At 59.9% G+C, this 12,982-nt stretch carries 16 protein-coding genes; 5 read left to right on the plus strand and 11 right to left on the minus strand.

Annotation, left to right across the window (positions count from 1 at the left end; all coding sequences use genetic code 11):
- Positions 1-52 precede the first annotated feature (52 nt).
- The gene (locus ATU_RS03635) at positions 53-1,015 is read right to left on the minus strand and encodes a nucleoside recognition domain-containing protein (RefSeq protein ID WP_010971111.1); all 963 of its coding nucleotides are present in this window, start codon (positions 1,013-1,015) and stop codon (positions 53-55) included.
- A gap of 119 nt (positions 1,016-1,134) precedes the next feature.
- On the opposite strand from ATU_RS03635, the gene ATU_RS03640 reads away from it, so the two are divergent.
- The 3 genes from ATU_RS03640 to ATU_RS03650 are packed head-to-tail and all read left to right on the plus strand — an operon-like array spanning position 1,135 to position 2,423.
- On the plus strand, positions 1,135-1,587 hold the full coding sequence (locus ATU_RS03640) for an Lrp/AsnC family transcriptional regulator (RefSeq protein ID WP_010971112.1): 453 nt from the start codon (positions 1,135-1,137) through the stop codon (positions 1,585-1,587).
- A gap of 38 nt (positions 1,588-1,625) precedes the next feature.
- Positions 1,626-2,009 (plus strand): ACT domain-containing protein, encoded by a 384-nt coding sequence (locus tag ATU_RS03645; RefSeq protein WP_010971113.1) that lies wholly within the window; start codon positions 1,626-1,628, stop codon positions 2,007-2,009.
- 42 nt (positions 2,010-2,051) lie between these two features.
- Entirely contained in the window at positions 2,052-2,423 is a 372-nt protein-coding gene (locus ATU_RS03650) for a nuclear transport factor 2 family protein (protein WP_010971114.1), read from the plus strand.
- 53 nt (positions 2,424-2,476) lie between these two features.
- On the opposite strand, the gene ATU_RS03655 is transcribed toward ATU_RS03650, so the two are convergent.
- The gene (locus ATU_RS03655) at positions 2,477-2,785 is read right to left on the minus strand and encodes a putative quinol monooxygenase (RefSeq protein WP_035256328.1); all 309 of its coding nucleotides are present in this window, start codon (positions 2,783-2,785) and stop codon (positions 2,477-2,479) included.
- 5 nt (positions 2,786-2,790) lie between these two features.
- A complete protein-coding gene (locus ATU_RS03660) occupies positions 2,791-3,585 on the minus strand; it encodes a helix-turn-helix domain-containing protein (RefSeq protein ID WP_010971115.1) in 795 nt (264 codons plus the stop codon).
- Positions 3,586-3,692: 107 nt separating this feature from the next.
- Between ATU_RS03660 and ATU_RS03665 the strand changes: the two genes are divergently transcribed.
- Positions 3,693-4,055: a nuclear transport factor 2 family protein gene (locus ATU_RS03665; protein WP_010971116.1), complete on the plus strand. Its 363-nt coding sequence runs from the start codon at positions 3,693-3,695 to the stop codon at positions 4,053-4,055.
- Between the two features lie 42 nt (positions 4,056-4,097).
- Here ATU_RS03665 and dxs read toward each other — a convergent pair whose 3' ends face one another.
- The 7 genes from dxs to ATU_RS03700 all read right to left on the minus strand — a co-directional run bounded on the left by dxs (position 4,098) and on the right by ATU_RS03700 (position 10,387).
- Positions 4,098-6,017 carry a 1-deoxy-D-xylulose-5-phosphate synthase gene (gene dxs, locus ATU_RS03670; RefSeq protein WP_010971117.1) on the minus strand — a complete coding sequence of 640 codons (1,920 nt, stop codon included), beginning with the start codon at positions 6,015-6,017 and terminating at the stop codon, positions 4,098-4,100.
- 89 nt (positions 6,018-6,106) lie between these two features.
- A complete protein-coding gene (locus ATU_RS03675; RefSeq protein WP_006309798.1) occupies positions 6,107-7,030 on the minus strand; it encodes a pirin family protein in 924 nt (307 codons plus the stop codon).
- Positions 7,031-7,290: 260 nt separating this feature from the next.
- A complete protein-coding gene (locus ATU_RS03680; protein ID WP_003503059.1) occupies positions 7,291-7,545 on the minus strand; it encodes an exodeoxyribonuclease VII small subunit in 255 nt (84 codons plus the stop codon).
- Positions 7,546-7,547: 2 nt separating this feature from the next.
- A complete protein-coding gene (locus ATU_RS03685; protein WP_010971118.1) occupies positions 7,548-8,483 on the minus strand; it encodes a histone deacetylase family protein in 936 nt (311 codons plus the stop codon).
- Positions 8,484-8,508: 25 nt separating this feature from the next.
- The gene (locus ATU_RS03690) at positions 8,509-9,072 is read right to left on the minus strand and encodes a biotin transporter BioY (protein WP_010971119.1); all 564 of its coding nucleotides are present in this window, start codon (positions 9,070-9,072) and stop codon (positions 8,509-8,511) included.
- A gap of 5 nt (positions 9,073-9,077) precedes the next feature.
- Positions 9,078-9,710, minus strand: coding sequence for an energy-coupling factor transporter transmembrane component T family protein (locus ATU_RS03695; protein WP_010971120.1), 633 nt, complete (start codon positions 9,708-9,710; stop codon positions 9,078-9,080).
- Entirely contained in the window at positions 9,707-10,387 is a 681-nt protein-coding gene (locus tag ATU_RS03700; RefSeq protein WP_010971121.1) for an energy-coupling factor ABC transporter ATP-binding protein, read from the minus strand. Before ATU_RS03700 ends, ATU_RS03695 begins: the two co-directional genes overlap by 4 nt.
- Before the next feature lie 112 nt (positions 10,388-10,499).
- Between ATU_RS03700 and ATU_RS03705 the strand changes: the two genes are divergently transcribed.
- Entirely contained in the window at positions 10,500-11,696 is a 1,197-nt protein-coding gene (locus ATU_RS03705) for a winged helix-turn-helix domain-containing protein (protein WP_010971122.1), read from the plus strand.
- A gap of 180 nt (positions 11,697-11,876) precedes the next feature.
- Here ATU_RS03705 and ribB read toward each other — a convergent pair whose 3' ends face one another.
- The gene (gene ribB, locus ATU_RS03710) at positions 11,877-12,977 is read right to left on the minus strand and encodes a 3,4-dihydroxy-2-butanone-4-phosphate synthase (protein ID WP_010971123.1); all 1,101 of its coding nucleotides are present in this window, start codon (positions 12,975-12,977) and stop codon (positions 11,877-11,879) included.
- Positions 12,978-12,982 lie beyond the last annotated feature (5 nt).

Here is a 12,982-nt window from a genome sequence, read left to right on the forward strand (position 1 = left end):
ATAACGGAAAACGGGGCCGCAGGGCCCCGTTTTTGCATCATCACTTGAGATATCATGTTCCCTGCACTCGGAACATCCGGGCAAAAAACTGCTCATCGGACAGTCGGTGCAGCAGGGCGGCAATGACGGCGGTCGCCGCAATGGCGAAAACAAGCCGCCCGATGAGAACGCCATAGACATCGGCGCCGAGCGACATCACCACCAGCGTGTCTTCAATCACGCTATGGGCAAAACCCATGAACACGCAGGATAGAAACACCTGGCGTGGTGAGATCGTCCCCGACTGCGCTTCGCGGATCAGGAAACCCGCACCATAGGAAATCCCCAGGAACAGACCGATGGCGGTGAGATGTTCCGCCTCGCCGCGAATGCCGGCAAGACGCAGGAGCGGAGAAAGCGCCTTCATCATCAGCGCCAGCAGACCGGTGACGCGAAGGATTTCAAGTCCGAACGACAGGGCAAGGAGGATGACAAACATCCAGACCATGGTTTCCCCGAGACCGAGGAAATAGCCGGTCCATTCAGGCGTAGTGCTCATCGCAATCCGGGCAGGGTTCACCGGTGCAGACAACCATCCAGTCGCCTCCAGAAGCTGGTGCAGCAGAAACGCATAAAGCAGCCCGCCGCCGATGCGCAGCACCGTGGAAACGAGCATGCCCGGTCCTGCCTTTTCAATGATCTTCTGCTCGACAGGCAGACCGTGGGCAAAGAGGATAAGCGCCGAAAAAACGGTAATATCCGCAGCGCTCAATGATGATGCTGGGACGAGTGTGAAGATGAGCGGCACCGCCCCCCATATGCCGACCAGCATCGCCGTCAGCCAGGCAAGACCGAGTTCCGGGGGAAGTCCGATGAGGTTCATGACGGGCGCAAAGGCCGGTGCAGCCGCCTCGATTGCCCCCATTCTCGATAGAACTTCGGTCAATATGGCGATCGGAACGGTAATCCGGACGAGTACCCAGTAAATTCCGAGCGTTTCCCGCGTTTTCTGCCGGACGGTTGTTGAAAATGGCATTTGAGGCTCCCTGAAGATCGCCCCTCTTCTCTAGGCCGAAGCCTTTCGCATTTGTGGTCAAAGATTGCATTCTCTTGCAATTTTATTGCAAATGAACTCAAGAGAGCTAAGCTGCCAACATGGATGGGATCGACCGGAAACTACTGAACATTCTGCAGGGCGATGCCTCGCGCACCAATGTGGATATGGCCGATGAGGTGGGGTTGTCTCCTTCCAGCTGCCTGCGCCGCCTCCAGCGCCTGTGCGCATCCGGCGTGATCGACCGCATTGTCGCGATCCTTAACCCCGCCAAGGCGGGACGCGTCCTCAAGGCGCTGGTGACGGTGGAGCTGAAACTGCACGGCGAGCAGCATATGCGCCGCTTTCTGGACATTGCGAGCGCCGAAGAGGCCGTATCCCACGCCTATGCGGTCACCGGCGCAACCGATGTCGTGCTGATGCTGCGGCTGCGCGATATGGAGGAATTCGACGCCCTGTGTGACCGGCTTTTCCGCGACCAGCACAATGTCGCGCGCTTCTTCACCATGGTCGTCATCAAGACGGCGAAAGAAGAAACGGCGATCCGGCTTTAACCGGAACCGTCGCGGTTTTTCAGAAAGGTAATTTCCAGATGGCGCCTCGCATTAAACTGAAAATCCTGAATGGTTCCTACGGGATAGCCCGGCTTTCCGCGTCCGAGGCCATTCCGGCATGGGCCGATGGTGGCGGCTTTGTCAGCATCACCCGGACCGATGACGAACTTTCCATCGTCTGCCTGATAGATCGTATACCGCAGGATGTGCGGGTTGATCCCGGTTGGTCGTGTTTCAAGTTTCAGGGTCCGTTTGCCTTTGATGAGACCGGCATCGTTCTGTCGGTCATCTCGCCGTTGTCGACCAATGGAATAGGAATATTCGTGGTTTCGACTTTCGACGGTGACCACCTGCTGGTGAGATCCAATGATCTGGAGAAAACAGCCGACCTGCTGGCAAATGCAGGGCATTCACTCCTTTAAAAATCTATTTCGCCACGACGGCTTTTCTAAAAGAGGTGCGTTTTGAACAGTGAAATCGAACTCCCGGTGCAAAAGCAGCTGGAGGCCTATAATGCCCGCGACATCGATGCATTCATGGCCTGGTGGGCGGATGATTGTCAGTATTATGCGTTCCCGGCGACGCTTCTGGCAGGAAACGCGGCCGAGATACGAGTGCGCCACATCGAGCGCTTCAAGGAGCCGGATTTATACGGGGAACTGCTGACGCGCGTTATTGTTGGAAATGTCGTCATCGACCATGAGACCGTCACGCGGAACTTTCCGGAAGGAAAGGGAGAGGTCGACGTTGCCTGCATCTATGAAGTCGAAAACGGCAGGATCGCCAAGGCTTGGTTCAAGATCGGCGAGCCGCGGATAGTGTCGCAAAAATCCTAGCATGCGCAGAGGACCCGCGTCTCGTGCGCGGGGCTTCTTCACGGTCCATTTCGTTATGTGGCGTAGTCGGCCCGCATGGGATGCCAGACGGAAATATCCCGCGGCGCATCCAGAAGATCGGGCAGGGCATCGTGCCATGCCTGTCGATACGGGCGGTTGATCTGAACGTCGATGACGTCCTGATGGTCGCTCCAGGTTTCGTGCAGCAGGAAGCGGTTCTCGTTTTCACCATCGCGGTGCAGGGTTGCGTTCACGAAGGTCTTTTCGTGTCGCATGGCGTCGAGCAGCGCGTTCAGCAATTCGAGAAAACGCTCGCGCTGGCCGGGGCGCACCTGAAAGCCGATGAGATAGGTGGTGTGCACGGGTCTTACTCCTGGGTGCCTTGCATCAGGGCCGCGCGGGTTGCCGCATCGGCGGGGTAGAAACATTCCAGCACCAGTTCGGACAGTGTGACATCGGTCGCGGTACCGAAAACCGTGGTGGTTGAAATGAAGCTGAGGGTAGCGCCCGAAGACGGATCACGAAGCTGGAGCGGTATCGCCAGCGGATCGGCCCCGTCGGCATGGGCAGAAAGCTTCGGTGCGGGATAGGACGCAAGCTCCGCATACACGCGGGAAAGCACGTCGTCTCCGGTTTCTTCCACCTGGCGTTTCAACCGCTCCAGCAGGTGGTGCCGCCATTCGGCAAGGTTGACGATGCGGGAACTCAGGCCGTCGGGATGTAGGCTCAGCCGCAAGGCATTGAGCGGCGACTGAAGCAGCTCGGCGGAAACGCCGGCGAGCAGCGATGTGATCGCATCATTGGCGAGAACCACGTTCCAGTGCCGGTCGACGGCAAGGGCGGGGAAGGGCATGTGCCCATGCACCACGGTTTCGACGGCTTGCCGGGCTGCCGCCATGTCAGGTGCATCCAGTGACCGTTCAGAATGAACAGGTGCATAACCCGCCGCCAGCATCAGCCGGTTGGCGGCGCGGGCGGGCATGGAAAGCTGCTCCGCCAGTTTCGCGAGCATCTCGCGGCTGGGGGATGAACGCCCGCTTTCCACGAAGCTCAGATGGCGCGCCGATATGTCCGCCTCTATCGCCAGATCGAGCTGGCTCAGCCTGCGGCGGGCTCGCCATTCTTTCAGCACCTGGCCGACATGTTCGCGATGATGTGTCATGTCCCGCAGCCTAGCAGAAGACATCGCCAATGCGATTACCTCTGAGGTAATTGTTCCGCTTCCCGACCGCCGGCATGTTTGGGCCGTCAACCAGAAGGAGCGCAACCATGACGCAACATCTCACAATCGCCCAGACCTATCTCGCAGCCTGGAACGAAGAGGACAATGAACGCCGCAGGCATCTCGTCGGTCAGGCATGGGCAGAAAATACGCGCTATGTCGATCCGCTGATGCAGGGCGAAGGCCAGCAGGGGATTGCCGCGATGATCGAGGCGGCGCGGCAGAAATTTCCGGGATATCGTTTCGTTCTTGCCGGCACCCCGGATGGCCACGGCAACTTCACCCGTTTCTCATGGCGGCTCATTTCGCCTGATGGGGATGATGTTGCGGGTGGTACCGATGTCGTCAGCCTCAATACCGAGGGACGGATCGACAATGTCGTCGGTTTTCTCGATGGCGCTGTATCCTGAGAAAGAGGCGGGATAGTCCCGCCTCCTGTCCCGGCAATCTTGTCAGCCGGCGAAACCGACGCCGGCCTGACGCTGGCCGAGCGCATTAAACACGGTGGAAACGATGCCGGCGCGGTCGAGGCCGGCATTGGCATACATGGTCTCAGGCTTGGCCTGCTCCACCCACTGGTCGGGCAGGGTCAGGGTCCGAACCTTCGGGCCATGGTCGAGTAGGCCGGCGCTGGCCATGAAATGCAGCACATGCGCACCAAAACCGCCGACAGAACCTTCCTCGATCGTTACCAGAACCTCGTGATGGGCGGCAAGCTGGCGGATGAGATCGAGATCGAGCGGCTTGGCGAAGCGCGCATCGGCAACCGTAGTCGAAAGGCCCGCGGCATCGAGATCTTCGGCGGCCGCAAGGCATTCCGCAAGCCGCGTTCCGAAGGAGAGGAGGGCAACCTTGGTGCCTTCCTTGATGATGCGGCCTTTGCCGATCTGGAGAATCTCACCGCGTGCCGGCATTTCGACGCCGACACCTTCGCCGCGCGGATAACGGAATGAAATCGGGCCTTCATCGTAAGCCGCCGCCGTGCGGACCATATGTTTTAGCTCCGCCTCGTCGGCCGCCGCCATCACCACCATGCCGGGCAGGGTGGCGAGGAACGTCGTGTCGAAGGAGCCGGCATGGGTCGGTCCGTCGGCGCCGACGAAGCCGGCGCGATCGATGGGGAAACGCACGGGCAAGCTCTGGATCGCCACATCATGCACCAGCTGGTCGTAACCGCGTTGCAGGAAGGTGGAATAAAGCGCGCAGAACGGCTTGTAACCATCGGCCGCAAGTCCCGCCGCGAAGGTGACTGCGTGTTGCTCGGCAATGCCGACATCGAAGGTGCGGGACGGGAAAAGCTCGGCCATCTTGTCCAGCCCGGTACCATTCGGCATGGCAGCGGTGACACCGATGATCTTCTCGTCGAGGGTCGCTTCCTGGATCAGCGCTTCGGCAAACACGCTGGTATAGCTCGGCGCATTTGGCTTGGCTTTCGCCTGCGCGCCGGTGATGACGTCGAACTTGTTGACGCCGTGATATTTGTCCGCTGCCGCTTCCGCCGGGGCGTAACCCTTGCCCTTCTGCGTCACCACATGGATCAGGACAGGGCCTTTCTGGTTGTCGCGCACATTGCGAAGCACCGGCAAAAGGTGATCGAAGGAATGACCGTCGATCGGGCCGATGTGATAGAAACCAAGCTCCTCGAACAGCGTGCCGCCGGTCACATAACCGCGGGCATGGGTCACGGCGCGGGTAATGGCGCGATCGATGGTCTTGCCGAGATAGGCGGTCAGTTTCTTGCCGAAATCGCGAAAGCCCATATAGGTGCGGCCGGAGGCCAGCCGCGCCAGATAGGCGCTCATCGCACCCGTCGGCGGCGCAATCGACATGTCGTTATCGTTGAGGATGACGATCAGCCGCGCATCGAGTGCACCGGCATTGTTGAGCGCTTCGAACGCCATGCCGGCCGACATTGAACCGTCGCCGATCACGGCGATGACCTTGCGGTCGCTGCCATCGAGCCCCGCCGCCACCGCCATGCCGAGACCGGCGGAAATGGAGGTGGAGGAATGGCCGGCGCCAAAATCGTCATATTCGCTTTCGGCCCGCCGCGTGAAACCGGAAAGCCCGTCTTCCTGTCGAAGCGTGCGGATGCGGTCACGCCGGCCGGTCAGGATTTTGTGCGGATAACATTGGTGGCCGACATCGAAGATCAGCCGGTCTTCCGGCGTGTTGAACACCTTGTGAATGGCAATCGTCAGTTCCACCACACCGAGGCCGGCACCCAGATGGCCACCGGTCTTCGACACCGCGTCAATCATCTCGTCGCGCAGTTCCCGTGCCAGTTCCGGCAGGTCGCGATCATCGATCTCCTTGAGATCGGAGGGAAAATTCACCCGGTCGAGCAATGGTGTCTGTGGCATTCCGGTCAATCGTTCGGCCTTTTCTGGTGGTCCGCAGGGTGCCCTCTATCACGAAAGCCGGCGGGTGAGCCCTGCATGTCGTATACTTCTATAGAATTTCAACCTTCCGGCAAAGGGACAAACTCTTCTTCGTCGCCGGGAACGATATCGAAGCGTCCGGTTCTCCACTCCTGTTTGGCCTGTTCTATGCGTTCTTTTGATGACGAAACGAAGTTCCACCAGATGTAACGGCGCTGATTGAGTGCTGCCCCGCCAAAAATCATGATGTGACAGCCATTGCTGCCGGCCTGCAGCGTGATGTCGTCGCCCGGCCGGAAGACAAGCAGCTGATCGGCTGCGAAGATATCCCCGGCCACATCCAGTGAACCGGACAGAATATAGATCGCCCGCTCCTCATGATCGGCAGAGAAGGGGAATTTTACCCCCGGCTCCAGCGAAAGATCGACATAAAGCGTATCGGTAAAGGCCGAAACGGGGGAGGTGAGCCCTTCGAATTCGCCGATCACCACCCGGCCCGACGCACCTTTGATATCGATCAGCGGCATGTCTTCTTTCGCCGTGTGAGCAAAGGCCGGGGCGATTTCTTCCATATGGTCGGGAAGCGCAAGCCAGGTCTGCAGGCCGGACATGGACAGTGGATGACCACGCAGGTTTTCCGGCGTGCGTTCCGAATGCACGATGCCACGCCCGGCCGTCATCAGGTTGATATCGCCGGGGCGGATGACGAGCTCGGTACCGAGACTGTCGCGATGCTTGATTTCGCCGTCGAACAGATAGGTGACGGTAGAAAGCCCGATATGCGGATGCGGCTTCACATCCAGCGCCTCACCGGCCTTCAGGATCGCCGGACCCATGCGGTCGAAAAAGATGAACGGCCCGACAAGCCGCCGCTGCCGCGTTGGCAGCGCACGCCGCACGGCAAAGCCGCCAATATCGCTGGTACGGGGAATGATGAGGTTCTCGATGGCATCGCAGGCAAAGGCATCACCCGCGACGGGATCGTTACCGGGAAAGAAGGACATGGTCAGCTCCTCGTATCGTCAGGCGGGAGTTTATCATAACGGACGGCGAGGGGGAGTGTCGGGATGTCGAACGCTGTGTTTGTGCATTGTCACTGGATGCGAGGGCGGTAATTGATCGTCTCCTCCCAACCTCCCTCATTCCTGTGCTTGTCACAGGAATCCAGCCGACGCGCGTCTGCGCGGCGGGAAGAGTCTTTTCAGCCCAAGGACTTGGTCTGGCTAGATTCCTGTGACAGGCACAGGAATGAGGGAAGGGCCAGTCACTCCCCGTCCAGCGGCTCCACGCCCTGCGGCTTGCCCGCACGATCGAGACGGATTTTCTCGATCCGCTTCTCGGCGGCGTTCAGCAGCGTTTCGCAATGTTTCTTCAGGGCTTCGCCGCGCTCGTAGATGGCGATGGATTCGTCCAGCGCCACGTCGCCGCGTTCCAGACGTGCGACAATGCTTTCCAGCTCGGCGACGGCTTTTTCGAAAGAATAACCGCTGACATCGGCTGTGTTGGCATTTTCCGTCATGTTCAACCCTTCATCATTCTCAAAATATGCATGGCTGCCGATTCCGCCAGCCCTTCCAGATCATAACCACCTTCCAGCAGGCTGACGACCCGGTTGGAGGCGTATTTATCGGCCATTTCCAGAAGCCGGCCGGTTGCCCAGTCAAAATCCTCGCCCACCAGATTGATCTGCGCCAGCGGATCGCGGTGATGCGCGTCAAAACCGGCGGAGATGAGGATGAGGTCAGGCGAAAAATCGGCGATTGCCGGCAGAACCCGCGATTTGAACGCTTCGCGAAAATGGTCGCTGCCGGTATTGGGCGAAAGCGGCGCGTTGACGATGTTGTTCTTTACGCCGGTTTCGTTTTTATCGCCGCTCCACGGGTAAAGCGGCATCTGATGTGTGGAACAAAACAGCACGGATATGTCGTTCCAAAAGATATCCTGCGTGCCGTTGCCGTGATGCACGTCCCAGTCGATGATGGCAATGCGCTCTGCACCGTGCGCCTTTTGCGCATGGCGGGCGGCAATCGCCACATTGTTGAAGAGACAGAAACCCATGGCCTTGGCGGTTTCCGCGTGGTGGCCGGGTGGGCGGGCAGCGACGAAGACATTGTCGGCCGCACCGCTAAACACGTCATCCACCGCTGCCATGGCAGCGCCGATGCCTGTCAGCGCCGCCTGCAGGCTTTTCGGGGAGAGATAGGTGTCGGACTCGATGCGGTTGATCTCGCCATCTTCTTCCGGCACCTGTCGCATGACGGCAAGGAGATGCTCTTCCGGATGCGCCAGAAGCACCGCATCCTCATTGGCCTGCGGCGCTTCCTTCCGGTCCAGCCGCTCGAAATTCGGATGTTCAAGCGCGATGTTCAGCGACCGCAGACGGTCCGGCCGCTCGGGGTGGCCTTCGGGCGTGATATGCTCAAGGAAGATCGGATGTTCGTATAGGCGGGTCGCCATTCTTGTCCTCCCGGAGAAAGCTCGATCAGGCGCGCTGCGGCAGCAGCGGATAACCGGCCATGACGGCGCGGCCGGCCAGTGCGGCAAGAACGGCCTTCAGCGCATCGCCCGGAATGAAGAGGAGCGAGCCAATGAAGGCCTTTTCGAAACCAAGCCCGACGACCAGCGCCAGATAGGTGATGCCGAAAGCATAAAGCACCACCACGCCACCGATCAGGCTGGCGACGAAGAAGCCGACGCCCTGCGCCAGGGCCGACTGGCCGCTATGGACAAATTTCTCCGAGAGGAAACCGGTGACGAATACGGCTGCGATCCAGCCGATCAGGAAGCCTGTCGTCGGGGTGGTGAAGATGGAAAGGCCGCCGCGTCCACCGGAAAGGACAGGAAGGCCGATGCCGGCAATCAGGATCGTCAGTAGAACCGCGAGCGTGCCGCGTTTTGCCCCCAGCACGACGCCCGCAAGCATGACGCCAAGCGACTGCGCGGTGATGGGCACCGGAATGAAACCGAGCGTGATCGGCGGCAGCAGCCCAAGTGCGATGATGATGGCGGAAAACAGCGAAATCAGCACAAGGTCGCGGGTCGTCATGGCGCTCAAAACTCCGGATGGTTGTCTGGCCGAAAGCTTTGGCCTCTGAAACCACGCGCGTCAATGGCGTCGGCAATGGCATCGGCATCCTTCAACGTCATAATCACCAGTGGCACGATGATGGTCGCCATCCGCACGGGCAGGCCGCGCGCGCGATGCGCATCACGCACCGCATGGTAACGGTTGACGATCTCAGGCACAAACCGCACGACGAGCCCGACCGCAAGCCCGATATCGGCAGCCTTCACCAGCCCCAGCCTTTCCAGCGGCGCGGTGGCAAGTGTAATCTCATCCATGAACGCTGAAATGCTCACGGTGATGGTGACGGCTGTGGCAAGCAGCGCCAGCGCCGTCAGCCGCAGGAGATTGACGCTCGCATCCTGCGCCGGCAGCAGCAGATAGCTGAAGGCCGCGACAAGGAAAATGGTCAGCATCACCGGCCGCAACCGCACGCCGATTTCCCGGAACGGCAGCCGCGTTTCGCGCAGGATTACGGCGGCCAGAATAGCGGCGCATCCCAACAGAACGAGGTCGCGGGTGAGGAACAGCGCGATGCTGAAGCCCATGAGCGTCAGGAGTTTGAGGCGCGGCGAGACGCGGTAGAACCATCCCGTGCCTTCCACATGCAGCGATTTCATTGCGCCGCCACCTCCAGATAGCGTGCCACCGCCTCTTCGGGGCCGGCATCGGCAACCAGCGCGCCACCATGGAAAACAAGCACACGGTCGAAGCCTTGAAGCAGCGGCAGGTCGTGGGTGATGACGATCAAGGACTGCGACAGCGCCGCCATGGTCTTTTCCACGATAGCCCGGTTTTTGAGATCAAGCTGGTTGGTCGGCTCGTCGAGGATGAGGATTTGCGGTTCGGTGACCAGCAGCGCGGCCAGCGCCGCAAGCTGCAACTCCCCGCCGGAAAGCTCATGCGCGCGCCGTTCCTCAAGATGGGAAACAGCGAGCCGGGCGAGAACGGCCTTCACCCGGTTTTCGATTTCCGTTTTGCCGAGACCGAGCCGCTTGAGACCGAAGGCGACATCGTCGCGTACGATCGGCAGGATGATCTGGTTCTGTGGATTCTGGAAGATGAAGCCGACCATCTGCAAGATCGCTTTGGCGTCCGCCACGGTATCGAGACCGTTCACCAAAACCTTGCCTTGGCTTGGCTTGTTCAGCCCGTTGATCAGCCGCGCAAAGGTCGTCTTGCCCGAGCCGTTGAGGCCGATCACGCCGATACGCCGTTCGATCAATGTCAAGGACAGCGGCTGCAGGGCCTGCCGGCCCTCGAAAGCGACACCGGCGGCGTCGAAACGGATTTCCAAGCTTTTATCCTCGCGCTCGTTTCCGGTTCTATACCCCGTCATCAACAGAAGTGAAACAAGGAACAAAAAAAGAACATTGCAATCCTGAAAAAGCCGTTCTACCTTCGCCACCATGGTGATCAAGGTTTCGAACGAAGCGGCAAGACGAATTTTTCTGGCGCGGCAGGGGCTTTCCTCGCCGCCCGGCAAGGCGCTTTCCAAGAGCGACCTGTTGCAGCTCATAACCGATATCGGTTTTGTGCAGGTGGATAGCATCGGCACGGTGGAGCGCGCCCACCACCAGATTATTTTCTCCCGCAACCAGACCTACCGGCGCGACCATCTGACCACGCTGCTGGAAAAGGACCGCGCGCTTTTCGAGCACTGGACGCATGATGCCTCCATCGTGCCGACGGAATTTTATCCCTATTGGAAACATCGCTTCCGCCGCCGCGAACCGATCATTCAGGAGCGCTGGCGCAAATGGCACGGTGAGGGCTTTGATGCGGCTTTCGGCGAAACGCTGGAGCGCATTGCGGCAACCGGTCCGGTTCTGGCGCGGGAGCTGAAAGAGGAGGGGCACCAGTCCGGCGGCTGGTGGAACTGGCATCCCTCCAAGACCGCCCTCGAATATCTCTGGCACACCGGCAAGCTCGCAATTGCCGGCCGCGTGAATTTCCAGAAGGTCTATGATCTGGCCGAACGGGTCATTCCCGGCGAGCATCACGAAACCGAGGTGGAGCACGCCGAATTCGTCGACTGGGCCTGCCGTCAGGCGCTGAAGCGGCTGGGTTTCGCCACTCACGGCGAAATCGCCGCCTTTTTCGATCTCGTCACCCCGCAGGAGGCGAGGGACTGGGTCAAAAGCCATCGCGACGAATTGTGTGAGGTCTCGCTTTTCTCCAGCGATGGCGAAACTGCCCGCCCGTCTTTTGCCTTCGCCGATTTCACAGCTGACCTGACGGATGTGCCGGAACCGTCTTCCCGCGTCCGGGTCTTGAGCCCCTTCGATCCGCTGCTGCGCGACCGCAATCGCACCGAACGGCTATTCGGCTTTTATTACCGTATCGAGGTCTTCGTACCGGAGCCGAAGCGGCAATATGGCTATTATGTCTTCCCGCTTCTGGAGGGCGACCGTGTTATTGGACGCATCGACATGAAGGCAGATCGCAAGCGCAGCACGCTGGATGTACGCCGCCTGTGGCTCGAACCCGGTGTGCGCGCTTCGGCCGGGCGACTGGAGAAGCTCGATGCGGAACTGGTGAGGCTGGCGCGGTTTACAGGGGTGGAGAGCGTGAATTATCTTGAGGGATGGCGGGGGGAAAGCTGAGGTTTTCACACGGATGATTGCGAGGCGGGTGCCTCCCTGACACAAGGTTACCAATCCGTAATGCTGCATTTTCGGTTGCGGCATATTTCTTCTCCCGCCGGGGAGAAGAAACAAGCGATATCCGCCCGCTCCATATTCACCGATGGGCGAATTGATGCTCAGCGTCAGTGAAGCTTAAAATCAGCAGATATCCGTCGCCGAAATCTGGATGCCGAACCCTTCAAGCCCGACATAATGGCGTTCGCGGGTTGTCAGCAGCTTGATGGAGCTGATGCCGAGGTCTTTGAGAATTTGTGCGCCAAGGCCGATTTCCAGCCATTCATTCTCGCGAGAGCGGGCCTGCGCATGCGCTTCATCGGGATCACGCGCCTTGCGGCGTCCGGCGACCTGGCCGACGCCGACGGAGCCCTCGCGCAGATAGACGATGACGCCGCGGCCTTCTTCAGCGATCTTCTGCATGTAATGCCGCACTGGCTGACGGTCGCCGAATACGTCGTCGGCGACATTTTCCGTATGCAGGCGAACGGGAATGTCGACGCCGTCCCTGATGTCGCCGAAAATCACCGCCATATGCTGCATCGGGTCCCAGGGCAGGGAATAGGTCTGCGCCATGGCCGGCCCGAAGGGCGTCTCGATGGTGAAGGAGGATTCCATCTCCACCAGTGTTTCCTTGCGCTGGCGATAGGCGATGAGGTCGGCAACCGACACATGTTTCATGCCGTGTTTGTCGGCGAAATCCAGAACCTGCGGGCCGCGCATCACGCTGCCATCATCATTCACAAGCTCGCTGATGACACCGATGGGCGGCAGGCCGGCGAGCCGGCAGAGATCGACGGCCGCTTCGGTGTGGCCGGAACGCATCAACACGCCGCCTTCGCGGGAAATCAGCGGGAAAATATGGCCCGGCCGGGTGAAGTCGGAAGCGCCGACATTGGGATTGGCAAGATTGCGCACCGTTAGGGTGCGGTCATCGGCGGAAATGCCGGTCGTTGTGCCGTGCTTGAAATCGACGCTGACGGTGAAGGCCGTCGTGTGGGCGCTGTCGTTTTCCGCCACCATGGCGTTGAGGTTCAGACGCTTCGCTTCTTCGCGCGGCATCGGCGCGCAGACGATGCCGGATGTATGGCGCACGATCAGCGCCATTTTTTCCGGCGTGCAGTGAACCGCCGAAATGATCAGATCGCCTTCGTTCTCGCGGTCGTCATCATCGGTCACGACAACGATTTCGCCGGCTTCGAATGCGCGGATGGCGTCGACAACGCGTTTCTGGTCATAGGCCATGGCGA

The sequence above is a fragment of the Agrobacterium fabrum str. C58 genome (genome assembly GCF_000092025.1).
Lineage (GTDB): Bacteria > Pseudomonadota > Alphaproteobacteria > Rhizobiales > Rhizobiaceae > Agrobacterium > Agrobacterium fabrum.

What these genes read in the sequence shown, in the direction of transcription:
- ATU_RS03690 (WP_010971119.1), bottom strand. Translation starts at nt 9,072, where the DNA reads ATGACGACCCGCGACCTTGTGCTGATTTCGCTGTTTTCCGCCATCATC.
- ATU_RS03680 (WP_003503059.1), bottom strand. Translation starts at nt 7,545, where the DNA reads ATGACGGAAAATGCCAACACAGCCGATGTCAGCGGTTATTCTTTCGAA.
- ATU_RS03705 (WP_010971122.1), top strand. Translation starts at nt 10,500, where the DNA reads ATGGTGATCAAGGTTTCGAACGAAGCGGCAAGACGAATTTTTCTGGCG.
- ATU_RS03640 (WP_010971112.1), top strand. Translation starts at nt 1,135, where the DNA reads ATGGATGGGATCGACCGGAAACTACTGAACATTCTGCAGGGCGATGCC.
- ATU_RS03660 (WP_010971115.1), bottom strand. Translation starts at nt 3,585, where the DNA reads ATGACACATCATCGCGAACATGTCGGCCAGGTGCTGAAAGAATGGCGA.
- ATU_RS03695 (WP_010971120.1), bottom strand. Translation starts at nt 9,710, where the DNA reads ATGAAATCGCTGCATGTGGAAGGCACGGGATGGTTCTACCGCGTCTCG.
- ATU_RS03665 (WP_010971116.1), top strand. Translation starts at nt 3,693, where the DNA reads ATGACGCAACATCTCACAATCGCCCAGACCTATCTCGCAGCCTGGAAC.
- ATU_RS03685 (WP_010971118.1), bottom strand. Translation starts at nt 8,483, where the DNA reads ATGGCGACCCGCCTATACGAACATCCGATCTTCCTTGAGCATATCACG.
- ribB (WP_010971123.1), bottom strand. Translation starts at nt 12,977, where the DNA reads ATGGCCTATGACCAGAAACGCGTTGTCGACGCCATCCGCGCATTCGAA.
- ATU_RS03645 (WP_010971113.1), top strand. Translation starts at nt 1,626, where the DNA reads ATGGCGCCTCGCATTAAACTGAAAATCCTGAATGGTTCCTACGGGATA.
- ATU_RS03675 (WP_006309798.1), bottom strand. Translation starts at nt 7,030, where the DNA reads ATGTCCTTCTTTCCCGGTAACGATCCCGTCGCGGGTGATGCCTTTGCC.
- ATU_RS03635 (WP_010971111.1), bottom strand. Translation starts at nt 1,015, where the DNA reads ATGCCATTTTCAACAACCGTCCGGCAGAAAACGCGGGAAACGCTCGGA.